The sequence below is a fragment of the Chitinophaga sp. YR627 genome (assembly GCF_900114995.1).
In the GTDB taxonomy this organism is placed as follows: Bacteria; Bacteroidota; Bacteroidia; order Chitinophagales; family Chitinophagaceae; genus Chitinophaga.
In genome coordinates, this window is sequence record NZ_FOUX01000004.1 from 630,244 (window position 1) to 655,511 (window position 25,268).

Genomic DNA, 25,268 nt, shown 5'->3' on the forward strand with positions numbered 1-25,268 from the left:
GATTATTCCGATCACTCGATCTCGTAGATCGACTGCATTTGCGTTCCAGTAAACAGCAGTCAGACAACAATACCCGTTCCTTACTATCTCTACGACTTCGCCTCTCACTACTATCTCCCCTACGACTTCGTTCCCTATAGGCGATAGCCACGCTATAGGCTTGCTCACTCAGGTACCACACCTGATAGCAAAGTCCATCCCCAGGACTTTTACAAAGGGAGTTTTTTCAATCGCACTTATTAACTACTAATTCCAACGCCGTAATCCAGGTACAGCAATTTTGCGCTGCCTGACAGCGTAATTGATTGTATCGGAGTATCGGTACAAACTACTGACATATGAATTACATCATTCATTTGAATGCTTTCTTTATGAAAGCAGAGGAAGACCATTGGCTGACACCATACCATCAGAGCTTATACCTTGCATTATTCAGAGCATGGAACCAGGCCCGGTTTAAACAGGTATTGAAAATATATCGTGAACCGTTGATGGCAAAAGCCAAAATCGGCTCAAAGGCTACTTATTACAGATGCATGAAAGAACTTTCAGATGCAGGATATATTCAGTACTACCCATCTAAACTGAGATATGAAGCGGCAACAGTCACTATTGTTCCATTTAATACAACTATTGATGTCAACAGTGGATCACAAATGGTATCGTCGGAGTCCGGATCTGAGACCACACAGGTATCACAAATGGTACGCTTTCCTAAACAACAACATAAATATTTATTAAACAAAACAATAAACGATACGACAACACATCAAAAGTCAAATGACGAAAATCATATTGAATCCGATCAGGGGTATCAGGAGCCATTTTGATTATAAGAACATCCTTCAACAATTACAGAAGAAAGGACAGCAACGCTTTGGACAGCATTTCCGGCTGTATAAAGAAGACCTACCTATCATTGTACCCATTGTTGCATGGATGTTAAGAGATGAGGATGTTGCACAACAATGCCAGATAGACCTCAAAAAAGGCATCTTTCTGTCAGGACCCATTGGATCTGGAAAGACACAGCTCATGCAGATCATGCGCTGTCTAACCACTCCATCCTATGAATATGATGTATATAGTTGTCCGAAAATAGCGTTCGATTTTGGAAAGTATGGAACAGAGATTATTACCCGCTATACATACAACAGCTTTCATACAAAAGGCGACACACCAGCCATCTGTTGCTTCGATGATCTCGGCAAAGAAATCAACGTACAACATTATGGCACGTCCTGCAAAGTGATGCAACAGATCTTATTGGCCAGATACGACCTATTTATTGAACAGGGCATGATCACTCATGCTACTTCAAGCCTGTATACAACACATCTTGAAGAACGCTATGGTCCAGATATCAGAAGTCGGTTTCGTGAAATGTTTAACAAGCTCTCATTTCACAAAAACACACAGGACAAGCGAAAAAATCATTTACAATAAAAATAATTCATGACAATATCGAAAGAAAACAGACACGTCATCAAAAGAGTTCGCAGTCACTCGAAAGAAGCATTGCATAACGACAAAAGATTTCAACGCGTACGCGACAACTGGAAGGATTTCACCAAGGCTGCCCGCTGTGCAAAAATGATGAGAACTATTATGGAAAGCATACAACAACCAGTTCATGACAGAACCAGGCACACTATGCTCACCAGAATATTTTCACAAATAATAAAATCTGATAAGGAAGTACCTCCCGGACAACGTAATGTTAAACGCGAGCATTTTGAGCAAATCGAAGGCATTGAACTCAATAATGGAAAGTCATTCTACGAACTTATGGGTATTGTATATAATCCTACTCATTTCCAGCTGATGGATGATATGTATTATGCACACTGTGTTTTACATTATGAAAATATAAAACGAAAGGAGTTACCAGAAGATGTCACCAATTATGAAATAACCGTTGGATTTGCGGAAATAGATTTCACGTTACTAACGTTCCGTCTGTACCAAAAATCTTCAGGTCTTATATCCGTAAAAAGAAAAAGTCCGCCTACGATAAAAATGAGAGTGCTTATAGGCTCTCAAAGACGACCATATATGTTTTTATTTGTGGCTGTTAGTTTCTATGGCAAGGATAAACATTTTAAAACCGGTGCAGTTAAATTTGCCGGGATCTTCGAGCCAGTAACGCACGTTGAATGGTTATCTGCCATAAGACCATACCAAACACCACCCCTAAAATCACATTTAATAACTGATACCGCAGCACCACCGGAGATGCCAACACACTAAAACCATAATGTATAATCCAATAAAACGTACCGATCCGTAACGCACTTCTGAATCTGGCATCTGCAAATGACGGGCCTCCAACCCGGTAATATGCAATCCAGCCGGAAATAAAAAACAAAATAACAGCAAGCATCAAAGCAGGGTAACAATTAAAGAACACCAATTCCCTTGCACCGGATCTTGTATAGATTTTATTGGAAGGATAGTGGAACCAGGCCTGTGCAATCGGCCATACCGTATCACGGCCATCATTGTACACGGCCAGGTTCTCTACTGGTGGATAAGCATATTGAAAAAAGTTAGGCAACAGATAATAACGAAAATATTGAAAGGGATACTGACTGATCAGATATTTCCCATAATCATTGTATAAGGGAGCCACCGCTGCCATCTGGCGAAGATGTATAGCATTATCTGCAATATTCACGGCACCAGGTGATGGTTGCAGCGGAGAGCCGGGATCCCATAGGTAGAATGCCATCATCGGCCACCCATCCGGACGCTGAGACGATGATACCTGCTGTAGTGAATCCAGATAAGGAACTACTTTAGCATGGACGGCCGCAAATTGGTCAGGCACTTGCAATGGTGGTCTTTCTGGCATATGTGCATAGGCGTAAACAGCATTGCTAACCATCTGCCATCCACTAAAAGCCGAGAACTGTCTGGTCCCCATTACTTGTTGATTAACAGCTGTCGTGTACAGCATAAAAGCACCGATCACGCCTGCCATGATCATGCCACTGGCAATTTTCACCCTGATAGAAAACGGACAGAAGACGATGACAGTGATACTGATGATTGGATAGATCAATGCATGATACCGCACGGTATATGCCAATATCAATACCAGTAGGTGAGCAGCCAGCAGCCATTTTTCAGGCTGATATACAAGGCGGAATAACTGTGATATCCATACCAGACTGATACCGATAAAATAAACATCGCTGGTTACATAATTGCTCAGATAAAGGATGGCTGGATTGAGAAAAAGTACGCAAAAGATAATCCGGCGTGTCCACCGATGCAGGCTTGTCAGGTCGTGTAATGTGTAGAAGAAATAAAGCGCGCAGATATGATAAAAGCAATACTGTATCAATACCAACACAGTATCATTATGTGTAAAGCAACCAACGACACTGATTAGCTTCGCATACCCTACCGGCCACATATTCGCATCCACATTTTCGGCAGCACTACGCAGGTAATTGTAAGAATCCTGCATAAAGTTGGGAAACGGATAGAAATATTTGAAGACAATGAACTGTAACAACATGGTGAACATTGCCAGGTATATGTATCTCTTAAATTGCATTCTCATAATATGCAGGGAATTTAAACTGGGAGATCAATTCAACAGTTTGGAGATAGAGAATATTTTTGATACGCGTTAAAGTTAACAGTTAAATATTAACTTATAGGGACCGTACAAAAACGCACCCGTGTTAACCTCCTGTAGACTCATCATACTGCTTTGCTGTTATTCGCTTCCGGTCTGGTCACAAAGACCGGCCCTTACTAACGATAGTTGGCGGACCTGGACTACCCTGGCTCCACAATATGGTATACGGGATGACGGTCACTACTGTTGGTATCAGTATGGAAGTCCGGCAAAAGGTGATACCTTATGTTACCATTCCTTTTACCAGCATCAGCGCACAGTATTCCCACATGGTTTTAATCCGGTATTTGCCGGCCAGTATTTCCTGTTTCAATTACCCGGCGATACACTATGCATTATGACAAATGACAGTCTGCAGCAAATACCAGGCATAAAATCTTACACCATCGCACAGGAGCAGTTATTATTACAGGAAACAGATACCCTTCGTTGGATAGACCTTACTGCAGGACTCACCCGATTTATATGGCCTGGCTCCGTCAGTCAATTAGCAGCCGATGGACATCAACTGGCTTTTCTGGAGGGCAATACACTACGTTATTACCAGCCAGGTATGGATAGCGCGATTGTATTAAACGAGCAATGTGCCGGCGGATTACAATTCTCCCGGGATGGCAAATACTTCCAATATCAGTTGCCTTTGCCAGTCCCGGCGCCTAAAGAAAAATTGCATATCTGGCATTACCAGGATTACTATCTGCAAACGCCGCCTGTGGTGCCTACAACCATGGTTCTTTGCCTCGCAAACGGAAAATCATTTACGGTTAACCCACCAGGGACACAGATCGCCTGGCAACATGGCGGGCGATATATCATCATACAAAACAGTGTGAATCACCAGGAATACTATTGGAATAAAAAGATAATCAACACCCTATACCTGGTAGACACCCATACGGGAATGCAAAAAATGATCACTGCGAATCCTGGTAAGCTGTTGCTACAGCCATCCATCTCACCTAATGAGCGGTTCATGACCTGGTATGATCATACAACAGCAGCGATCTACAGCTATGAAATTGCTTCAGGGCATATCAGGAAACTGATAAAGGGCATCGGAGTGGCACAATGGTCTGCCGGAGATAGTATTGTGTTTATACATAGTGACAGGGATGTCTGGCAGGTAGATCCTTCCGGGAGACTAGCACCAGTAAAGTTGACAAAAGGAAAGCAGCAGCATCTGGTCTTCCGTCAACTTTATCCTGATGTCTTTATTGCATTTAATACGCATACTAAGGCAAATGGTTTCTGGAAATGGGAGCAGGGAAAGCTCAATGTTTGCACTATGGAAGATCGGCTTTTCTATATGCCGGTCTATCCACTGGACCAATATCCACCAATAAAGGCAAAGGATACCAGTATCTATCTGGTAGCAGGCATGCGTGGAGAATCGGGTCCTAATTTATGTGTTACGGGAGACTTTACGCATTTCGCATCACTCACAAAAATCCATCCGGAAGACAACTATAACTGGTTAAGCGTAACCCTGACAAAATATGGTCTGCTTTATCAACCACAGGATTTTGATCCGGCCAAAAAGTATCCGGTCATCTTTCATTACTACGAAAGCAGTAAAGATTATTTGCACAGGTATTTAGCACCAGCGTTAAGCGAAGGAACACTGAATATACCCTGGTATGTAAGTAATGGATACGTCGTATTTATCCCGCACATCCGGACAAGACCGCGACATCCGGGCAGAAGCGCCGCCCGCGCAGTGATCCATGCAGCGAAATACCTTTCTGGATTCAGCTGGGTGAATAAAGAAAAAATGGGATTACAGGGACATAGTTTCGGGGGATATATCACCAATTATGTAGTCACACATTCGCAATTGTTTGCAGCTGCACAGGCCTCAGCGGGACCAACAGATTTCCTCAGCGGGTATGGTGCTATCAGAAAAATCACAGGGAGTGCCATGCAGCAATTGTATGAACAGGGACAAAACAAGATGGGACGTCCACCCTGGGAGATACCGCGGCTGTATCTGAAGAATTCACCTGTGATGCGGGTCAATCAGGTAAATACACCTCTTTTATTGATGCACAACGATAATGACAATGCAGTACCATTTGCACAGAGTATAGAACTGTACACTGCCCTACGGCGATTACAAAAGAGAGTCTGGTTGCTGCAATATCGCAATGAAGGGCATCAGTTATTCCGCGATCCGGATAAACTGGATTTCACCATCCGGCAACAGCAGTTCTTTGATCATTTTCTCAAAGACAAACCAATGCCGGATTGGATGAAGGCTCACTGACCGGCATCATCATAGATCCCATTCAGGGTGATCCAGGCAGGGCCGGTCACAACTGTGATAAAGTAAAAACTCCCCCCGACAGTCGTTGTAGACTGTGTCGTACCAGTATACAGCGGACGAGTAACATTAATCGGAAACTCATAAACATCCGTACGAAACGTACGATACGGCGCCAGGTAAGCATATGTGAGATTACGTGAAGCGCCATTCTGCGTAAAATCTCCGGTAGTAGGATAGAAGAGGTTACTGAGTTGACGGCGTTTTCCTGCCTTGAAAGACATGATCCCTCCCAATAGTGCCAACAAGGCGATGATCATTAAAATAAACCTGGCCTTATACATAACAAAATGTTTTATGCTAAAGGTAGAATCACTAAAATGGAAAAATGTAGGATGTGAAATACGGAATTTGGAGATAGCGATTAATCATGGTACCCCTCGTTTTGAAAAAGGTGTTGATTCAGGATAATCTCGCTTTGAGGAATGGGATACCATTGCGCATACGAGGCCCAATTCCCTTCTTTGGTTCCTACAGCGCCCTCCATTACGGCATTAACGTGGTGTGTACGCTTAAGGTCCAGCCAGCGATGGCCCCATTCCGCAAACAGCTCAATGCGCCGCTCCTGTTGAATGGCTTGCATTAGCTGATCCGGAACCGTAAAGGTAATGTCCCGCAATCCTGCGCGGGCCCTTATTACATTCAGATCTGCTTTTGCACCGTCGATATCGCCCGTCTGCAGACGTGCCTCAGCCCTGATCAGGTATTGCTCAGCTAATCTCAGCATCACAAGATTTTCGCTGGAAACACCTGTTCCATCGATATTTTTATATTTATAAGGGTACAGGTCGCTGTTTATTCCACCTAGCCAATCCTGTCTGCGAAGGTCTCCTTTCTCAAAAGACAGCAGCAAATCATCACTGATATGTACGGAGCGTTGCTGGATAAATAGCACCGCATCATCTGTAAATGTTTTATCAACAGGTTGTAACTGCCAGATCGCCTCTCTGCTATCCTTTTGAAATACCTGAGAGATGTTGCTGGTGTCATAAAGGTCATGGTTATCAAGTACAATTGTCGACGCATTGATCGCGTCCTGCCAGTTGTCCAGATATAGCTGCACCCTTGCCAGTAAAGCAACGGCAGCCCATTTGTTAGGCCTTACCCGATCGCTGGTAACCGATACCATGTCAGCCTGCAGATAGTCCGTCCGTAGCAATTCCTGCGCATCTTTCAGGTCGGCCATGATCAGGTCGTACACTTTACTGGCTGATGTTCGGTACAATGTTGCATTGATCTTATAATCTGTACCAATAACCAGGGGTAGATCTCCAAAAAGATTAACAAGATAGAAATAGCAAAAAGCCCTGGTAAATTTCGCTTCACCCATCAATTGTTGTCGGATGACAGGCGTAAGTTTTGTAGCGGTATGTAAGCCCTCTATAGTGGCATTCACACGGTAGATATATTGATACAGCACACGCCAGAAAGGGACGTCTGTTGTCTGGATCTGGTTATGGTAAAGTGACAAAGCCAGTTCTTCCTCCTGTTGTAACAGAAATTCATCGGCAGACAATCCACAGAGATAAGAGATCCCTTTGCTACCCATAAAAGCGCCTCCGTTGCTCATATCATAATACAGGCCTGTCATCAGCGCTGCGGCCGTGACGTCTGAATTAAAGGCAGAGTTGGTGGTAACATTATCTATCGGCGAACCGACATCCAGTAGTTTACGACAACTACTTAGCAGCACTATTCCGATAAGTAGTAATTGTCCCCCTCTCATGATACGAGATTTATAATGCTATTTTTAATCCACAGCTGACCATCCTTAATGGCGGCAGCGTTGTCTTTGATTGTGTTTCAGGATCAAGTCCTGTGTAATGTGTCCATGTCAATAAATTTTGTCCCTGCAGGTAGCATTTCCCCTCCTGCAAATGCAGTCGCTGCAATAGTTTAACAGGGAATGACCAACTGGCTTCTACATAGCGGCAACGTATAAAAGAGGCATCTACATACCCCAGATCGCTTTCAATGGCCTTTCTATATCCATTCCGCAAACTACCTGTTTGTGTATACCGTTGATAGGTAGCGATATCACCTGGTTGCTGCCATCTCGATAAGACAACAGCATATTGGTTTTGTACATAGCCAGGCATATAGTTCGGATCGAAGATTGTATTCAATCCTTTTTGCTTTGTGAACTGTAATAAGATCTCCAATCCGAATCTACGCCATTGAAAGTTATTCCGCCAGCCACCATAACAAACAGGCGCCATATCCATAGGTTTGCTCTCCACCGCCTTATCTGCAGGTACCGGATGATGATTAGCATCCGCAAACTGATATGCACCAGTGGCAGGGTCGACTCCCATAGCAGTAGCTACGTATAACTGAGAAAGTGCCTGACCTTCTACAAAGCCTGTTGAACTTTGCATTGGAATAGTAGGATCAGGATAACGTAATAGCTGATTATGTCCGAAAGTGATGTTAAATGATGAAGCCCACTCAAAGTTCCTATTTCGGATATGCTGTGCGGATAACACGAGTTCAAGTCCGTTGTTACGGATGACAGCAGGCAGATTACCGATGATACTGCCTGAGCCGGTAATATCAGGTAATGGGTAAGACACTAATTGGTTACTGGACCGGTACAGGTAGTAACTGGCATACAACAGGAGCTTATCATGTAAAAATCCCAGATCCAGTCCGAGCTCCGATTTACGTGTCAGTTCCCAGGCGAAATCCGCGTTGAACAAACTGGCAGGCCGGAGTCCGGTAACGTTCTGATAATTGCCATCCACCTTCTTATACTGTCCGAGATACTGGTAATCACCTATCTGGTCGTTACCGGTTGTACCGTAACTGGCGCGGAGTTTACCGAAGCTCAGGATATCCTGTAAATGCTTTGCAAAATGCTCTTCTGTAAATATCCAGGCAGCACCGATTGCGCCGAAGGAGGCAAACTGTTTCCGCGGACCGAAACGGCTACTCCCATCACGGCGTACACTGAGATTGAGCAGATAGCGGTTTTTGTAATTGATCCCCATCCGGCCAAACAGGGCGACATATCGGTATGCCGCCGTTTCTGTTTTACCATACACAGTATCGGCATAATAGATATTGCTTAAAAGCGCATCGTCTTTAAATCCGTCCGCGTACAGTGCGTCCCTGTTTTCATTATATCCCTGAAGGGTGCCACCGGCGAGTATTTGCAGATGCCAGTCGAATTTATCCAGGGTATAGGTGGCCTGTGGCTCGATGATACGGGAGATGCCTTCATAGTGAAAATGTTGGGCGGAACCCCTGCGCGTATTACGAATAGCGGGTGCGTAGATGGCAAGCGGCGTCAATGAAGCAGAGCGGCCGGTAAGCCAGTTGTAACCCACGTTTGTTTTCAGCACCAGACCAGGTAGAAGCCGGTATTGTAAACCGATATTTGCCAGCAGGTTTTTCACATCTGCGTTAAACAAAGGGCCGACCAATCCGATATAAGGATTTAACCAGCTATAATTGAGACTCCCGTCCTCCAGGTAGGCAGGAGGCGTATTAGGAGGCAGCATGATCCTGCTGGTAAAATCAAAGCCTGGAAGTGTGGTTTTATCTGCCAGGAAGCTACCTATAAAAGTGACAGAAAAGCGTTGATTATTAGAATTTGTATTGGTACTGAGATGAAAGCCGCCACGGGTATCTGCAAATGCACCAGGGAAGACCATGCTTTCACGACGGTAGTGCCCGCTTAGTAAGTACTGATAATTGGTGCTGCCCCCTGAAATAGAGGCCTGGGTACTGATGGTCCTACCGGTGCCACCAATGAGTTCTTTTTGCCAGTCGGTATATCGTGTAGTATCCCATTTCAACAGGTCCGGGGCATTTCGGTCGGTCGGTTTAATGCCATCATTCCTGAACGCCTCATTTCTCATTGCCAGGTATTGCGGCGTATTAAGCAGCTGGACGCTATGGCCGGTATACGTCACACCGGTCGCGATATTGAACCGGAGTTGTGTTTTTCCGGCTTTGCCTTTGCGGGTATTGATCAGGATTACGCCGTTGGCGCCACGGGAACCATAAATAGCGGTCGCATCTGCATCCTTCAGCACATCTATACTTTCTACGTCTTCGGGATTAATAAAATTAAAAGCAGATGCTTTTTCACCCCAGATCTGCGATCCGAGTCCGCCGCTGAGGGTGGGATTATAAGGAATACCATCAATAATGAATAAAGGCTGTGTGCCATTTTCCAGGCTGTTTTGTCCACGGAGCTGCACCTTCATGGCCATACCGCCGATACCACCTGTTTGCGTCACCAACAGTCCAGGTACGCGGCCCTGCAGGGCTAATAATAGGTTGGTACCTGATTGTCCGGCGATACTTTCCCCTTTGATCGCAGTGACATTACCGGTACTAAAGCGCTGTGTAGTGGTACCATAGGCAATGATGACCGTTTCATCCAATGCTTTTCCCTGGATGAGTTGAGGGGTGTCTCGAGCCGGTTTATGAGCAGGAACGGGTATCGGTGTTGATGGCAGTTTTCTGATATTGATGGATCGTCCGTCGAATTCCCAGGAGTAATCATTTCCCAGGATGGTCTTTAAGACGGTTGACAATCGTGTCTGTTTAAAATCGACATCCATTGTACGGGCAACATTGACATCAGCACCATAACTGAAGTAATAGTCTGTCTGTTCCTGAATCTTTGTGAAGAGGTGTTGCAGGGATAGGCGCCGGCCACTGATGGAAATACTGATTCGCCCCTGCTGCCCATGTACCTGCAACAAACAACAGGTATAGAGCAGGAGGAAGAGCGTACAGCATTTTGTGCGTTCGGGCATCCCCATATTGGAAGTTGTGACTATATATCTATATAGTTGCAGTAAAAAGGAAAAAGTACTCACTGCAACAATTTTTTTCCCTTAACAACGAGTTAACTCAACCGTATATCACTTTAAAATACTTTTACTCATAAAGAAAATAGAGTCTTTATTATGAATCCATTGAATATCAACCATTCAGAAGACGAACTATTTTTACTGTTTCAACAGGGAAATGAAGCTGCTTTTGGCGTTCTCTATGCCCGATATGTTGACCTGTTGTACCTCCATGCCTACTATAAATTGCAGGATGATGCCATTGCTAAAGACGCAGTACAGGATGTACTGATTTACTTCTGGGATAATCACGCAAACCTGGAGATCAGGACCAGCATTAAAACTTATCTGATCGGGGCCATAGGTCAACGTTGTGCAGATCTGGTACGGAAAGAAGTCAGCATCCGGAACCGGCAGCAGACGTATGCGTCCATGACAACTTCTGTGACGGGAACTTCTCCATTGGAAACAAAGGAGCTGAATAAGCAAATACAGAGTGCAATGTCCTGTATGAGCCCAACAAGCAGAAAGGCTTTTGAAATGTCATATTTAGAAAAAAAGACAAGCAAAGAGATTGCGACCATTCTTAATATTAAGGTCCAGACTGTTAAAAACCACGTCCAGCAAGCATTGAAGATCTTACGCAAGCGGCTGAAAAAAAATTAATTTTCTCCCCAGTACTTTTCCCCCTTCTGTTACTACATATAAATGCGTTATCACATTATAGGATTATCATGCCGGTAGATCCCGAATACATTGAACAATTGGTATTGGAAGAAATAGCAGGGACCATTTCTCCTGAAGACAGTACCACCCTCAAAGATCTCCTGGAAAATGATGCTGATGCATATGCTATCTGGCTAAAGATGCACAAGCAACTGACAGGTGATCATATTCAATCCATACGTGAAGACCTTCCGAATACGCTGCCTGTATCACAGATCATCGCTGTGGTAAGTAAACGTAAACGGCGGAAGATACTGGTAAAAACGAGTCTGAGCGCAGCGGCGGTATTGTTGCTGACAGCTTCAGTCTGTTATAAATTATTGTTCCCGGCGTTCAAGCCAGTTTCGCCGGGCGCAAGCCCATCTTTTGCCCTCAAATCTGTTATGCTGCAGCTGCCCAACGGAGCGTATTTTTTACTGGGCAGCGGGCAGCAGCAGTTCAAGGCGGGTGGGATCACTTTCCGGGAAATAACCGGAAAGCTGTCCTGGTCCGGTGGAGGTACCGAATCCCAGCTCGCTACCATAATTGTTCCACCGGGCGAGGACTATACTGTGCAGCTGGCGGATGGCTCTGAAGTGATACTGAATGCGGATAGCCGGATGGAATTCCCGCTGACCTTTGATACCAGAAGAGAGATCCACATCAGTGGAGAGGCATATGTACAGGTAGCGAAACAAGAGAACAAACCATTCCAGGTACGCTTGCCTAACAGTACAGTGCAGGTATTGGGTACTTCATTTAATGTGAATACTTATGAGTCCTCCGAGGAACAGGTGCTGCTGGAAACAGGAGCAGTTAAAATGGTAACAGCGAATGGGGATGTCCTTTTACATCCGGGACAGGTAGCCAGTTACCAGCCAGGAAAAGTACCGCTGGTCAATCATACGGATACCGCAATGGCATTAGCGTGGAAGAGAGGATATTATGTATTCCAGGCCACCCCAATAAAAGAGGTTAGTAAGGTGATGGAACGGAATTACAGGATCAAAGTGATACTGGACAATGTAGCAGCAGGAGAGCAATTATATTCTTCCCGATTGGAAAAACAGGAAGACCTTGGAAAATTCCTGATACGTTTAAAATCAATTGTCAAAATAGATTATCAATTCGAAAAGGGCGACAGCGTTTTGCATTTGTCATACAGACCGTAAACTATCATCAATATGCGTTCTACCTTATTTAAAGCGAACCGGTTACTGCTGATCGAGAAGAACAGACAAGCTTATCTACCAGCGAGTAGTCTGCCTGTTGAATATCTCAAGTTGATTATCCCTTATGCCGGATTGTATTTCCGTGAAGATGCCGCATGTGAAATTCTTTCACAGCATGTAAATGCGGGCCCCTTTTCCCTATGGATGCATGATATCTTTGCGAAGGAAAAGATGGTGCTATTGCCATATACACCTTATCATATCTGGACATTGCATTTCATGTATGAAGATTCCTTGATTGTGGAAGGCAATCTCAATTCCCCATATACACTCGAAGAACGGGAATGTAACCTGTTCAATTTGTACCCGGGGCTACATCGTATTCCTATGGCGGACAATACGAAAGTATTGTCCGTCCATATTAACATCCGGCCAGAGTTCCTTCCTGCACTGGCGGCGAAATACCCTCAGCTGAGAGACTTACTAAACCGTCCTATGTCTGCGCAAAGCAGCGCTTTGAACGCACATCCGCATCATGTTAACCTGGTCTGCGACTATTTGATCCAAAGGATCCTTACCTGTAAATACACAGGCAAAAAGGCGCATCTCTTCCTTTATCGGTGTTGTCTCGATCTCCTGTTGAACTTCGCTACACAGGAGGCACATGCCCATGAGCCGTTCCTGTTTAGTAGCCTGGCGCATCAGGATGCTTACCGTCAGCTACTTCACTTCATGATCGATCATCCGCATAAACCATGCTCTACAGCAGAACTGGCTTTAATGTTTGACATTCCGTTTGCTGAGTTGGAAAAGGGCTTTCTGCAGCACTATTCCATCTCTATCCAGGACTTCAGACATATGTTACAGATGATGATGGCATTTAATGTACTGCATCAGAAACAATGGTCATCAGAAGTGATCGCAGACGCAACCGGATTCAACCATTCAAATGAGCTGGCCTCTGCATTAGAGGCATATTACGGGTTTAAATTGAAACAGTAGGAATCAATATTTGGTGGGCGTATTACCATACTTTACTGAGTGCAACTTAATCAGCGCTAAATAAAGTCATGCATCCCCCCGAAGATGGGGTGTGTTAATCTCAAATACGAACACCTTATGACGAGAATGAATGCAGCTGTGGCCGCCATTGCATTGTGCTGTGCATCATACTACAACAGCTACGCGCAGACAACCATTAATAACTCCGCCTGGAAAATGCAACCTGTAAGCATCCAGACTCGATGGGCAAAGGATGTGAATCCCCAAAACGTATTGCCGGAGTATCCCCGTCCCCAGATGGTGAGAAGTGAGTGGCAGAACCTGAATGGTCTGTGGGAATATGCTGTCACGGGAAAAGATGCTGCCAAGCCAACACAATTTGATGGACAGATATTAGTGCCATTTCCGATTGAATCAGCGTTGTCTGGTGTACAGAAGCCTTTATTGCCGACACAAAGGCTTTGGTACAAACGTAGCATCAGCAAACCTGATGTAACAGGTGGTAAGCGAGTGCTGCTCCATTTTGGCGCCGTGGATTGGGATGCAAAAGTATACCTGAACGGCAAAGAAGTTGGCGGACATACTGGCGGCTATCAGAACTTCTCTTTTGATATTACAGATGCATTGAAGGATGGCATCAATGAGATAGAAGTATCCGTTTTCGACCCAACAGATCAGGGTATTAATCCTCATGGCAAGCAGGTGTTAAACCCTCAGAATATTATGTATACCGCCAGTAGCGGTATCTGGCAGACGGTTTGGATGGAGACGGTTCCTGCTGCTTATATCAATAACATCCGTCTTACACCGGATATTGATAAAGGCAATCTGAAGCTGGAAGTATTAACTGCTGGTAAAACCGGTGATTATACTGTTGAAGCAATTGCCTCCAATGGGAAAAAGGTAAAAGGAAAGCCGAATGCTGAACTGCTGTTACCTGTTCCTGATGCTAAGCTGTGGAGCCCTGATCAGCCTAGCTTATACAACCTGAATGTAAAACTGCTGTATAAAGGGAAGGTTGTTGATACAATCGGAAGCTACTTTGGTATGCGCAAGATTGAAGTAAAGAAAGATGAGAAAGGTGTTGACAGGCTGTTCCTGAATAACAAGTACACCTATCACCTGGGGGTTCTGGATCAGGGTTTCTGGCCTGAAGGTTTGTATACAGCCCCTACGGACGAAGCTTTACAGTTTGATATTATGGCGATCAGGAACATGGGGTATAATACCATTCGTAAGCATATTAAGCTGGAACCCGCACGTTGGTATTATCATGCGGATAAAGCGGGAATGTTGGTATGGCAGGATATGGTGACTTGTGCAAGCGATAAAGCAGAAGCGAAGACTGCATTCGAAAAAGAAAACAAAGAGAATATTGCGCAGCTGTATAACTATCCAAGTATTGTAATATGGGTACTGTTTAATGAGGGTTGGGCGCGCTATGATCAGAAACGCCTGACGGAGTGGATGAAGAAGGAAGATCCGTCTCGTATTGTGAATGGGCATACGGGTGAGAACTATGATCGTAGTGCTCCACAGGAAGTATCTCAGAAATGGGCTAGTAGCGACCTGACTGATATTCACGACTACCCTGGCCCCGGCATTCCACCTACCTTACCTGGTAAAGCGTGCGTGCTTGGTGAGTGGGGAGGTGTAAGAGTTCCTACACTGAAACACCAATGGAATGATATGGAAGGATGGGGTTATATCCAGGTTCCGGCTTCCGCATTTAAGATGAAGTATGACTCTATGGTAAAAAGCCTGAAAAAATTTGAAGAGCAGGGTTTGTCTGGTTCTATATATACTGAACCATTTGATGTAGAGACTGAAGAAAATGGTATGATGACTTATGACCGTGAAGTAATCAAAATCTCGCCAGAAGAACTTAGAGACATACATAGCCAGATATTAACTCAGGCACAGAGTTACGCTGCGGCTAATGGTGTTTTCCAGGCAAAGGTCGCTGATACAGCCAATCCAGATTTACAATATGCGACACTCTTACAGCAATTTAAAGACGGTAAAAAAGACCCGGACTTCGTGAGAGATTTGACATTAATGGCGGTTCGCTTAAAGGACGAAAAAAATGTTGCTGATCTAAGTACAGCATATATCAATAGCTTATCCGATCCTCTGACTTTTAGCAACCTAACGTTTATCAACCGTTTCACAAGATCAACAAAAGATCCTGGATTTGATATCCTTTTCAAAAATCAGGAAAAAGCTAGTGAACTGATAGGTGCAGACCGCGTAAGAGGCAAAATAAAATCCGTCATTTTTAATGACGAAATTAAGGTAGCCGTATCGGCTCCAAATGCTAATCCAGACTGGAATGCTTTAGAAGAAAAAATTGTCTCCAAATATGGCTCCCCAGGTGAAGAAATATTCTTACATGCCAAAGCAATTCATTATATAAATCATAAAGACTGGAATAATTTCGTCCCTACTGCATCTCAACTTATAAACAAATATAGAGCTAGCGTATCTAGTAATTTATTGAACGACTTTGCATGGAGAATATTCGAGAATGTCTCCGACACTAACCTGCTAAAATCGGCCTTACAATGGAGCAAATATAGTCTTGAAACAGAACAGGTTCCCATGATGATGGATACTTATGCTAATCTGCTTCACAGATTAGGCAACCAGCAAGAAGCCATCAAATGGGAGCAAAAAGCTGTCGAAGCTCAGCCATCCGAAGAAGTATTCAAACTCACCCTCGAAAAAATGAAACGCGGCGAAAAAACCTGGAACTAACACACTGTTTAACTCCTAAATACCCCTTAGCGGCTCATCTTTCGATGAGCCGCTTCCACATTAACCTCACATTAACTTCTTTTTATTTTTCATTTATTAGCTTAGTATAAACCATCCCTACTATAATGAATCACTATACCAACTTTATCAAAAATTTCGACGCACTCCCTATTGAAGACGTCGCCAGTTTCTTCCACGACAATGCCGACCAGATCGACACTTTAATCCAGCTCTACCAGGCATACAACAAACATATTCTGAACACACAAGCCAAACGCATCCATGCATTAAAACAAGCTATCACAGTTATCACCACCGATGACGAATGGTCTGACATGGAAGGACTCGAACTCACCTACGACCAGTTCATCCCCAACATCACTATTAAAGCCGGATTTGCCTCCAGTGCAACCGATCCGCTACACACCTTCAATATCCAGTTAATCACTCCTGACATCCAGGGCTGGAATCACTACGAGAACCACCTGATCAACCGCTATCCGGTGCAGGAGCCAATTATAAAAGGCGAAAGAACCATTCTAAACATCGCCACTATCCCCGGCAATGAGACCGCCAAAATCCTTGACACCCTCGAGGAAGTGTATTCATTCCTGTCCAGCCTCACTGTCAATACTTTTTTACACTCGTTAACATCTCATTAACTAACTTCCCTTCCCAATTTATTAGCTTAGCTCCATAAAGAAATAGTGAATGTTGTGGCGGTATATTAGCATTGTTCCTGTAGCCAGCACAGATCAACCGTCTGGCTCATTGTATAGCTCATGTGTTTCATCAAAAAGTGACCGTTAAAACGCGATTATGTATGTACCCGACGTTATTTGAAGAAAACAAATTGTTGTTGATAGACCGCCTCGAGCAGTCCTATCTCCCCGCAACATATATTCCGACTGAATATCTACCCCTTATCATACCTTATGCTGGCTTATACTATGAGCAGGACAACGATTTTAACATGCTCACACAGCATGTGCCGTTAGGACCTTTCTCATTGTGGCTGCATGATGTCTTTGCCCGCAAAGACATTGTGCTCTGCCCATATGCACCGTTTCACCTCTGGGCTTTACACTTCATGTATGAAGATACCCTCAGAGCCGTGACCTTTAAAACAAACGGATTCACCTTAGAGGAAAAACAATGTAACCTTTTCAACCTCTATGCGGATATGCACCGGGTGCCTATGTTCGCCGGCCAGAAAATATTATCCTTTCATATCAATATCCTGCCATCTGCGTTTATGCAGCTCGTACAGGTTTTCCCAGGACTACAGTCCTTAGCCAATAAAAGACTACAAAAACACTCCAGCATTATCAACGAAAAACCGTATCGTATCAACGCGGTTTGTAATATGCTGATCCAGAACATTGTTTCCTGCCGCTATATCGAATCGCAGGCACGGCACTTCATGGAACGGTGCTGCGTCGACCTGTTCCTGAACTTCGCGCAACAGGATGCCATCGCCGATGAAGTACGTATCCCCAATGAAGCACAGGCACGCCTTTATCACGACATCTTCGAATACCTGGTCGATCACCCCCATCAACCCCATACTGCAGACCAGGTCGCAAAAATGTTCGATATGTCAGGCGTTAAACTGGCCACCGCCTTCCGGCACCAGTTCAGTGTTGGTATCAACGCTTTTATTCACATGCTCAAAATGATGCTGGCATATAATAGCTTAATGCAGCAGTCCGTATCACTCAAAGAGGTCGCCCACACTGCCGGGTATAAAACCATCGACGAACTGGTACGCGAAGTAGAAAAGTACTACAACTGCAACATTGCTGCGCTACGTAGAAGCATGTAACTTCATTTTGCATTGTTTTCCGAAAGCTCCTTTATGGGGCTTTCTTCATTATAGCCCTTTCCCGCTCCCTCCAAAGTTTTTCTCCCCATCTCCTAAGTTCACTTCTCACCGCCTCTCCTACCTTTGAAACGTACGAATACTGCGTTACTACCATTTTAGAGTTCTCCAAAAGTTAGCCCATGGATCAGCCTATTTTAATACCACAAACCAATACCGAAGCTCCGGTAAAAAGAAAAGCCATTATTATCGGAGCCGGTCCCGCCGGATTAACAGCCGCGTATGAATTACTGAAAAGATCAGATATCATTCCTGTCATTTTGGAAAAATCAGGCGATATTGGTGGTATCTCAAAGACCATTAATTACAAAGGCAACCGCATGGACATCGGTGGCCACCGCTTCTTTTCCAAATCAGACCGTGTCATGAACTGGTGGTTGAATATACTACCTGCTCAGGATACCGGGAGTGAACAATTTACTATCAGCTACCAGAATAGATCCAGACAGGTAGCACCGGGGGAAAGTATCACCCCGCAGGACAGCGATAAAGTAATGCTGGTGAGAGAACGTCTCTCACGCATTTATTTCCTCCGTAAATTCTTTACGTATCCAATCCAACTCTCTATCGATACACTCAGGAAACTGGGAGTGGGTACCACCATCTCCATCCTGGTTTCCTACCTACAGGCACAGGCATCTCCGCGTAAACCGGAAAACAGCCTGGAAGATTTTATGATCAACCGCTTCGGCAAAACATTGTACAACCTCTTCTTCAAAGACTATACAGAAAAAGTATGGGGTGTACCTTGTCACGAGATCCCCGCTGAATGGGGCGCTCAACGTATCAAAGGTGTCAGCATTCGTAAAGCCATACAACACGCAGTACAATCTGCCGTGAAAAAGAAAAAATCAAAAGATATCTCTCAGAAAGATACCGAAACCAGCCTGATCGAACAGTTCCTCTATCCCAAACTCGGCCCCGGCCAGCTATGGGAAGAAGTAGCCCGCCAGGTACAGGAAATGGGCGGTACCATTCTCATGCACCACGACGTGATATCCGTAAACGCACAGGATGGAAAAATAATTTCCATCGAGGCCTTTAACAAGAACGACCTCCAGACTGTAGAACTAAAAGGGGACTATTTTTTCAGCACCATGCCGGTGAAAGAGCTCATCGCCAGCCTGGAAGCTGATGTGCCACAAAATGTAAAGGAAGTAGCCGCCGGTCTGCAGTACCGCGACTTCATCACTGTTGGTATCCTGCTCAAAAATCTGTCTGAACAGGATAAACGCTCCGGTAAATGGAAGCCTCTCCAACTGAAAGATACCTGGATCTACATACAGGAAAAAGATGTAAAAGTGGGCCGTCTTCAGCTGTTCAACAACTGGAGCCCATACCTGGTAAAAGACCCCAATACGGCCTGGGTAGGTATGGAATTCTTCTGCAACGAAACAGATGACTTCTGGAAGATGCCGGATGAAAAGATCGCCGCTCTCGCGATTCGTGAATTACAGAAAATAGGCCTCGCCAACGCAAGCGATGTACTCGATTCTACCGTACTGCGCGTAGAAAAGACATACCCCGCTTACTTCGGTGCCTATGAAAGATTTGATGAGGTAAAACAATATGTCAATACCTTCCCGAACCTCTTCCTGGTGGGCAGAAACGGTATGCACAAATACAATAATGCAGACCACTCTATGCTGACCGCCATGGTATCAGTCGATAATATTATCGCTGGTGAAACGGGAAAAGACAATATCTGGTCCATCAATACCGAACAGGAATATCACGAAGAGAAAACAGAAAAAACGGGGCAAACAGCCTGATAGGTCTATAACATGAAATTAGCCGGACAGGAGTGCCCGGCTACATGTATACAGACTAAAAAATTCAATCAGGATGCAATGATAAGCCTTTCATAACGCAAATAAGTTAATGCGAGGTTAATAGAAATAAATTCCCCTTGTAACCACTTAAAGGTTTTATCCGGCGCTTCATACCACTTGTTTTGTTCCTTCAGCGTCGCGATTACGCTGATCGTTGACCCGGCTGTAGGACAATTGGCCTGGCTCACATACCCGGGCCACTTTTCCTGCACAAACAATTCCTCATTCCTAACTCCTGATTTATTATGCGAACGCCATTGTTACCACTGCAGCAGCTGCTGGACAGTCTGCAGCACCCGCCACAAACCGACGATCCGGACGCCTATGAAATTGCCAGTTTTATGCACAGACAATCCCTTGCCGCCATAGAAGATATCACCATCGCTTTTGAAGAATGCCTCGCCGCAGGCATCAGCGAACCCACCATCAGAAAATATGTAAGCATCTGCCAGGAAAAGATCACAGCGCTTTGTAATGACGTCCCCTTCAACTGGCTTGAAGTAGAAACCGCCGCGCCCGTACAATACGACGAATGGCGCTACCTCTGTAATGACCTTTGTCACCAGCTGGAAGACCTCATTCTCTACCTCATGTTTACCTATGCCAGGTATTATAACAAAATGGCAATCACGCCCAACGTGTACCGGGAACTGATGCGGCAACGCATCGCTCCCGGTCTTTCCGTCATTCGGAACTGGTTCGGCGAAACGGATGAAAGTTGCCGGGAACTCCAGCTAATGATCCTCAGCCTGTACGACGCCTTTGATCCGCAAATGCCCAACAGAATGAATCATTATCAGCTCGATTTTCTCCGTGAACTGCAACAGGCCCTCCTGAAATACTGGGCACAGGAAGATAATACCCTCGATCACGGTTCTTTACAGCAATTGCTGTTCACACTCAATTTCAACAGCACCGACTATTATCATTACTGTACCTCCTATATCAGCCAGCAGCTGATGGAATTGCCCGATGCACACACGCAACTGGACCTGCTGTCCTTCATCCATAAAACACTCTGCCAGTTGCCTGTAAAAGCCGGATTGGCCTATAGCCACGACGCACCCTCCATCATTTCTTTACTGAAAGAATGGTTACAGGTAGAAACACGACACCTCCAGATCAAACTGAAACGCAGTTCGTCTGGCAGCGTGAAGAAATTCAAAAGCTTACCTGAAAATTTCAAATTGCAAACATCCCTGACACTGCCGGAGCTGGCAGCCTTATTCAGGATCTTAAAAGAAGCAGGGATCGTGGAAAACAGGAACATGCAGGATGTGTTCCGGGTCATCTCCCTCTGCTTCTCTATTCAAAAGAAAGAAGCATTCGAAGGAAACTTATTCCAGTCACATTACTACCACATTTCTCCGGAAACATATAAAAAGATGGAAGATCTGGCACATACCCTTGTCAGGAAAACCTTCCAGCTGAGAAAGGAACAGTAAACCGCTCTGTACGCGGTTTACTTCTTTTTCTTTTTCTTCTTCTTCAGCAACTCCTGGTGTTTGTTGTGCTCGTCCAGCAACAGTTGCCAGTTATCATTAGGAATATCTTCAGAGAAACTGATCGTTTCCCGGTAATCATTCTTATCTATTTTCATCACCGTAATCTCCTTGCCGAGATATTGCTGAATAGCATCCAGTACCGGTTTCTCCTCATCGCTACAGAAAGAAACAGCCTGCCCTTTCTTTACGCCTCTGCCTGTACGTCCTACACGGTGTACATAATTCTCTGGCACATCCGGCAGATCATAATTCACCACATATTCCACATCCGGGATATCTATACCGCGTGCATTCACATCAGTGGTGATCAGCAGTTTGATATCGCCTTTTTTAAACTCGTCCATCACCTGCAGACGGTTATCCTGCTCCTTCCCACCGTGCATGGTCAGGGATTTAATACCTACACGCTCCATGGCGGCAGCTACACGCTCCGCACGCACCTTTGTACGTACAAACACCAGGATCTTATTCTCCGGGAATTCTTTCACCAGCCTTTCCAGGAAGAAACGCTTGTCATCCATACCCACATAAGCCACCGCATGCTGCACATTCTTAGACACCGGATCCTGCGGAGAGATCTGGATCCTTATCGGATTATTCACCACGGAATAAGCCAGGTCCTTAATATCCTCGTCGATCGTCGCTGAGAAGAACAGGGTCTGGTGTCTCCTTGGCAGATGTTTCAGTACATCCCGGATGTCCCTGATAAACCCAAGATCAAGCATATGATCCGCCTCATCCAGGATCAGGATGCCGGTCTGACTCAGGTCAATAAAACCCTGACTGATCAGGTCAAACATACGACCCGGGGTCGCAATCAGCACATCTACCCCCTGCGCCAGCTTCTTCAGCTGCGGCGCCTGGTCCACACCACCGTGCAGCCCCAGTATATTAAGTTTAGTATATTTTGCGAGCCTCTCAAACACTTCTGAGATCTGAACAGCCAGTTCCCTGGTAGGTACCATCACCACACAGCGTACCTCTCCCTTGGTCTTCCGGGGATGATACTGTTGCAGCTTATGCAGCACAGGAATAGCAAAAGCGGCTGTTTTACCCGTTCCTGTCTGTGCAATGGCCAATACGTCGTCACCCTTCAGAATGGAGGGGATCGCCTTAAATTGAATATCCGTAGGACGTTTAAAGCCTAATTCTTCTAAACTTCTCTTAATTTCCTCGGAAATACGGTACTGCTCAAACTTCATGCGGCAAAGATAGGCTAAAGCTGACAATGCTGCGGCGTACTGGCGCACTAATTGTGAATAAGCTACCTTTAAAGACAATTCAGCTCCCCCATGAGAAACAACATTTTTGTCAAATTACATCCCATCCATCGCGTCCTGATCAGTGCCGGCCTGGCCGGCGCCGTATTCCTGCTCACACAGGCTGCCCCCCTGACACCGTTTATTCGTATGGTACTCTTATGGGACGTCTTTGCCCTGGTCTACAATATCACCTGCTGGGTTGTCTTTTTCAGCCGTTCGGTAGAAGAAATTCGTAAATACGCCCGAACCGAAGACGGCAGCCGCATCTTCGTGTTCATAGTCATCCTGCTGGCCTGCTTCGCCAGTATGCTGATGGTATTATTGCTGATGTTATCTGATGAAGCCCAGGACGCGGGGAAAATATTATACGTAGTGGTAGCTGTAGCCGGGATACTACTTTCATGGGCAATGGTGCATACCATGTTCGCCTTCCACTATGCGCATATCTACTATGATGACGATGAAAATGATGCAAAGAAACATGCCGGCGGACTGGAATTCACAAAAGAACAACACCCTGACTACCTCGATTTCGCCTATTTTTCATTTGTAATAGGGATGACATTTCAGGTATCGGATGTGGAGATCAGCGCCCGCAAACTACGTCGTATCGGATTGCTGCATGGGCTGATTTCCTTTTTGCTGAATACTTTCATAGTAGCCATGACAATCAACATCATCGCCGGGCTTAAAAACTAAGCTCGCAAGTCACCTGGTATAAAGTCTGTCCGGAGTATCGCCCTTAACATAGACAGTTTCTCCTTCTATCCGAATATACTAGATCTCAAACTCATGCGAAAATGCCTGAGTCGCCAGCATACCCGCCCGGTGCAGTTTTTTCCGCTCCCGCAGGGGCTGTACCAGCGAATAATACGCCTGTTTCAGATAAGGCCATCCAAAGGCTGTAGTATTGAAAATGATCATGATAGTAGAGAATAACTGCAGTCCCATAAAGATGGCAATGCCGGCATGTAGCAATACAATCGCCACATAGCCATAAGGACGGCTGCGACGCCACCAGATATATAAAGGATAACAAGTTTCCAGTAATAAGGTACTCCAGCATAACAGCTTCGCAAACAAAGGATAATTAGCCATCCAGCGCATATCAAACCGGGCAAACTGTCCCTGCATCAGCGTCTGCCAGATCGCCTCTCCATTCCACCACTGGATACCCATCGCTTTTTCCGCTCCGGAAGCTACATATACCACACACAGGTGTATCTGCAATACCCGTAATGACAGCGTATTCCATTCACTCTCCACAGGTTTGGTGCTCAGAGAAAGCTTATCCCAGGCAAAAACTTCCCCAACCGGCATAATGATGCAGTAAAACAGAGCAATATGCATGAACGTCTCCACGCCATACGCGCCCATAAAACCGGTATTGATAAAGGTAAACTGGATAGCCCAGGCAATAAACGCCGCATACCGGGTGAACTTTCCGATCAGCAAAGCACCTAAACTGCACAGGTAAGTACCCATCAGCACATACACCAACGTCGTTGCATTGGTACCTATCAGCTGGGAAAGAGGTTTTAACCAGGATAATTGTGGCATATAGGGGTCAACAATACCACTGCTGACAGACCAGGGGATCAGTCCATCAGGGCCATATAACATTGCAATACTGCCAATCAGCCAGCCGCCCTGTATTAAGCCTAACAACGCGATCGCAATCCTGAAAAATGCCAGTGGTTCACCGGTAGAAGGAGCGAGAAAGAAACGTTTTATCATAACGGAAGGTTTTATCGGGTTACTCGAAAGTCTTTTACCAGGAAGGGTTCCCATTTCGGCTGACTCCCTGCACGGTATGCCGCCATAGCCGGCACACGTTTATCAATAACGGTTACACGCACAACATTACTCGCCGGATGCTGCCGCAACATATATGCGGCGCAACTTTTTGCAAGCAACGACTGCGCTTCTTCTATACTAAAGAAATTGTAGATGGTCTGAATACGGCGGTTACATTCCGTATTAGGTCCCTCCAGTCTTGTCACTTCCTGATGACTGCCATCACCAAGGGTATATACTACCGCGATCTCATTCCCTACATTTGGCGCAAAGAAGCTGAAAATATTGCCACTACCGGTAAAGTCTCCATAGGTAGTGATCTGTTTCAGCAGCCAGGGTTTATGACTGGTCCACTCTTCCAGATGTGCAGCATGCAATGCCACTACTGTCAGATGGAAACAGGCAATACTTAGCCAGATGCGTTGTTTTATTGTAAGCATAAGAAAGAAATTAAGAGAATTAAGAATTAAAAATTAAGAATTGGTTGACCTCCGCTATCACAACGATCAGATATAAACTCACATCCGGTTTTCATTGAGAGAAAGAGCATTAACAGATACAATTCTTAATTTTT

19 protein-coding genes are annotated in these 25,268 nt (G+C 45.0%); 12 read left to right on the forward strand and 7 right to left on the reverse strand.

The annotated features are described in order from the left end of the window. Nucleotides 1-338 precede the first annotated feature (338 nt). The gene (locus BMZ72_RS23085; RefSeq protein ID WP_089812062.1) at nt 339-830 is read left to right on the forward strand and encodes a hypothetical protein; all 492 of its coding nucleotides are present in this window, start codon (nt 339-341) and stop codon (nt 828-830) included. Beyond that, the gene (locus BMZ72_RS23090; protein ID WP_089812063.1) at nt 781-1,446 is read left to right on the forward strand and encodes a hypothetical protein; all 666 of its coding nucleotides are present in this window, start codon (nt 781-783) and stop codon (nt 1,444-1,446) included. The genes BMZ72_RS23085 and BMZ72_RS23090 overlap by 50 nt, the downstream gene beginning before the upstream one ends. A 670-nt stretch (nt 1,447-2,116) precedes the next feature. Here the strand turns inward: BMZ72_RS23090 and BMZ72_RS23095 are convergent. After that, nucleotides 2,117-3,571: a hypothetical protein gene (locus BMZ72_RS23095; protein ID WP_143087756.1), complete on the reverse strand. Its 1,455-nt coding sequence runs from the start codon at nt 3,569-3,571 to the stop codon at nt 2,117-2,119. A 121-nt stretch (nt 3,572-3,692) separates the two neighbouring features. On the opposite strand from BMZ72_RS23095, the gene BMZ72_RS23100 reads away from it, so the two are divergent. Continuing rightward, complete coding sequence (locus BMZ72_RS23100) at nt 3,693-5,915, forward strand: S9 family peptidase (protein WP_143087757.1); 2,223 nt, start codon at nt 3,693-3,695, stop codon at nt 5,913-5,915. Here BMZ72_RS23100 and BMZ72_RS23105 read toward each other — a convergent pair. From BMZ72_RS23105 to BMZ72_RS23115, 3 genes are all read right to left on the reverse strand, one after another. Next, nucleotides 5,909-6,256 (reverse strand): hypothetical protein, encoded by a 348-nt coding sequence (locus BMZ72_RS23105; RefSeq protein WP_089812066.1) that lies wholly within the window; start codon nt 6,254-6,256, stop codon nt 5,909-5,911. The two genes, BMZ72_RS23100 and BMZ72_RS23105, sit on opposite strands and share 7 nt — an antisense overlap. A gap of 80 nt (nt 6,257-6,336) precedes the next feature. Then, nucleotides 6,337-7,698, reverse strand: coding sequence for a RagB/SusD family nutrient uptake outer membrane protein (locus tag BMZ72_RS23110; RefSeq protein WP_089812067.1), 1,362 nt, complete (start codon nt 7,696-7,698; stop codon nt 6,337-6,339). 10 nt (nt 7,699-7,708) lie between these two features. Beyond that, on the reverse strand, nt 7,709-10,744 hold the full coding sequence (locus tag BMZ72_RS23115; protein ID WP_177222906.1) for a SusC/RagA family TonB-linked outer membrane protein: 3,036 nt from the start codon (nt 10,742-10,744) through the stop codon (nt 7,709-7,711). A gap of 153 nt (nt 10,745-10,897) precedes the next feature. On the opposite strand from BMZ72_RS23115, the gene BMZ72_RS23120 reads away from it, so the two are divergent. The 8 genes from BMZ72_RS23120 to BMZ72_RS23160 all read left to right on the forward strand — a co-directional run bounded on the left by BMZ72_RS23120 (nt 10,898) and on the right by BMZ72_RS23160 (nt 21,575). Beyond that, complete coding sequence (locus BMZ72_RS23120; RefSeq protein ID WP_089812069.1) at nt 10,898-11,446, forward strand: RNA polymerase sigma factor; 549 nt, start codon at nt 10,898-10,900, stop codon at nt 11,444-11,446. 68 nt (nt 11,447-11,514) lie between these two features. Next, on the forward strand, nt 11,515-12,657 hold the full coding sequence (locus BMZ72_RS23125; RefSeq protein ID WP_089812070.1) for a FecR family protein: 1,143 nt from the start codon (nt 11,515-11,517) through the stop codon (nt 12,655-12,657). Nucleotides 12,658-12,669: 12 nt separating this feature from the next. Then, a complete protein-coding gene (locus tag BMZ72_RS23130; protein WP_089812071.1) occupies nt 12,670-13,659 on the forward strand; it encodes an AraC family transcriptional regulator in 990 nt (329 codons plus the stop codon). Between the two features lie 117 nt (nt 13,660-13,776). Then, nucleotides 13,777-16,416, forward strand: coding sequence for a glycoside hydrolase family 2 protein (locus tag BMZ72_RS23135; RefSeq protein WP_255373272.1), 2,640 nt, complete (start codon nt 13,777-13,779; stop codon nt 16,414-16,416). 125 nt (nt 16,417-16,541) lie between these two features. Continuing rightward, entirely contained in the window at nt 16,542-17,078 is a 537-nt protein-coding gene (locus tag BMZ72_RS23140; protein ID WP_089812073.1) for a hypothetical protein, read from the forward strand. A gap of 161 nt (nt 17,079-17,239) precedes the next feature. Beyond that, nucleotides 17,240-18,241 carry a helix-turn-helix domain-containing protein gene (locus BMZ72_RS23145; protein WP_089812074.1) on the forward strand — a complete coding sequence of 334 codons (1,002 nt, stop codon included), beginning with the start codon at nt 17,240-17,242 and terminating at the stop codon, nt 18,239-18,241. A gap of 179 nt (nt 18,242-18,420) precedes the next feature. Then, nucleotides 18,421-20,070, forward strand: coding sequence for an NAD(P)/FAD-dependent oxidoreductase (locus BMZ72_RS23150; RefSeq protein ID WP_089812075.1), 1,650 nt, complete (start codon nt 18,421-18,423; stop codon nt 20,068-20,070). 305 nt (nt 20,071-20,375) lie between these two features. Further along, nucleotides 20,376-21,575, forward strand: coding sequence for a hypothetical protein (locus BMZ72_RS23160; protein WP_089812077.1), 1,200 nt, complete (start codon nt 20,376-20,378; stop codon nt 21,573-21,575). Between the two features lie 17 nt (nt 21,576-21,592). On the opposite strand, the gene BMZ72_RS23165 is transcribed toward BMZ72_RS23160, so the two are convergent. Beyond that, nucleotides 21,593-22,837 (reverse strand): DEAD/DEAH box helicase, encoded by a 1,245-nt coding sequence (locus BMZ72_RS23165; protein ID WP_089812078.1) that lies wholly within the window; start codon nt 22,835-22,837, stop codon nt 21,593-21,595. Nucleotides 22,838-22,927: 90 nt separating this feature from the next. On the opposite strand from BMZ72_RS23165, the gene BMZ72_RS23170 reads away from it, so the two are divergent. Next, nucleotides 22,928-23,596: a DUF1345 domain-containing protein gene (locus BMZ72_RS23170; protein ID WP_089812079.1), complete on the forward strand. Its 669-nt coding sequence runs from the start codon at nt 22,928-22,930 to the stop codon at nt 23,594-23,596. Between the two features lie 78 nt (nt 23,597-23,674). Here BMZ72_RS23170 and BMZ72_RS23175 read toward each other — a convergent pair whose 3' ends face one another. Together BMZ72_RS23175 and BMZ72_RS23180 are read right to left on the reverse strand one after the other, a co-directional pair. After that, a complete protein-coding gene (locus tag BMZ72_RS23175) occupies nt 23,675-24,634 on the reverse strand; it encodes an HTTM domain-containing protein (RefSeq protein WP_089812080.1) in 960 nt (319 codons plus the stop codon). 11 nt (nt 24,635-24,645) lie between these two features. After that, nucleotides 24,646-25,134 (reverse strand): hypothetical protein, encoded by a 489-nt coding sequence (locus BMZ72_RS23180; protein WP_089812081.1) that lies wholly within the window; start codon nt 25,132-25,134, stop codon nt 24,646-24,648. Nucleotides 25,135-25,268: the final 134 nt, after the last annotated feature.

Excerpts from the sequence above, each read along its gene's own strand:
- BMZ72_RS23085 (WP_089812062.1), top strand. The coding sequence starts at position 339 with ATGAATTACATCATTCATTTGAATGCTTTCTTTATGAAAGCAGAGGAA.
- BMZ72_RS23090 (WP_089812063.1), top strand. The coding sequence starts at position 781 with ATGACGAAAATCATATTGAATCCGATCAGGGGTATCAGGAGCCATTTT.
- BMZ72_RS23095 (WP_143087756.1), bottom strand. The coding sequence starts at position 3,571 with ATGAGAATGCAATTTAAGAGATACATATACCTGGCAATGTTCACCATG.
- BMZ72_RS23105 (WP_089812066.1), bottom strand. The coding sequence starts at position 6,256 with ATGTATAAGGCCAGGTTTATTTTAATGATCATCGCCTTGTTGGCACTA.
- BMZ72_RS23110 (WP_089812067.1), bottom strand. The coding sequence starts at position 7,698 with ATGAGAGGGGGACAATTACTACTTATCGGAATAGTGCTGCTAAGTAGT.
- BMZ72_RS23115 (WP_177222906.1), bottom strand. The coding sequence starts at position 10,744 with ATGCCCGAACGCACAAAATGCTGTACGCTCTTCCTCCTGCTCTATACC.
- BMZ72_RS23120 (WP_089812069.1), top strand. The coding sequence starts at position 10,898 with ATGAATCCATTGAATATCAACCATTCAGAAGACGAACTATTTTTACTG.
- BMZ72_RS23125 (WP_089812070.1), top strand. The coding sequence starts at position 11,515 with ATGCCGGTAGATCCCGAATACATTGAACAATTGGTATTGGAAGAAATA.
- BMZ72_RS23130 (WP_089812071.1), top strand. The coding sequence starts at position 12,670 with ATGCGTTCTACCTTATTTAAAGCGAACCGGTTACTGCTGATCGAGAAG.
- BMZ72_RS23135 (WP_255373272.1), top strand. The coding sequence starts at position 13,777 with ATGACGAGAATGAATGCAGCTGTGGCCGCCATTGCATTGTGCTGTGCA.
- BMZ72_RS23140 (WP_089812073.1), top strand. The coding sequence starts at position 16,542 with ATGAATCACTATACCAACTTTATCAAAAATTTCGACGCACTCCCTATT.
- BMZ72_RS23145 (WP_089812074.1), top strand. The coding sequence starts at position 17,240 with ATGTACCCGACGTTATTTGAAGAAAACAAATTGTTGTTGATAGACCGC.
- BMZ72_RS23150 (WP_089812075.1), top strand. The coding sequence starts at position 18,421 with ATGGATCAGCCTATTTTAATACCACAAACCAATACCGAAGCTCCGGTA.
- BMZ72_RS23160 (WP_089812077.1), top strand. The coding sequence starts at position 20,376 with ATGCGAACGCCATTGTTACCACTGCAGCAGCTGCTGGACAGTCTGCAG.
- BMZ72_RS23165 (WP_089812078.1), bottom strand. The coding sequence starts at position 22,837 with ATGAAGTTTGAGCAGTACCGTATTTCCGAGGAAATTAAGAGAAGTTTA.
- BMZ72_RS23170 (WP_089812079.1), top strand. The coding sequence starts at position 22,928 with ATGAGAAACAACATTTTTGTCAAATTACATCCCATCCATCGCGTCCTG.
- BMZ72_RS23175 (WP_089812080.1), bottom strand. The coding sequence starts at position 24,634 with ATGATAAAACGTTTCTTTCTCGCTCCTTCTACCGGTGAACCACTGGCA.
- BMZ72_RS23180 (WP_089812081.1), bottom strand. The coding sequence starts at position 25,134 with ATGCTTACAATAAAACAACGCATCTGGCTAAGTATTGCCTGTTTCCAT.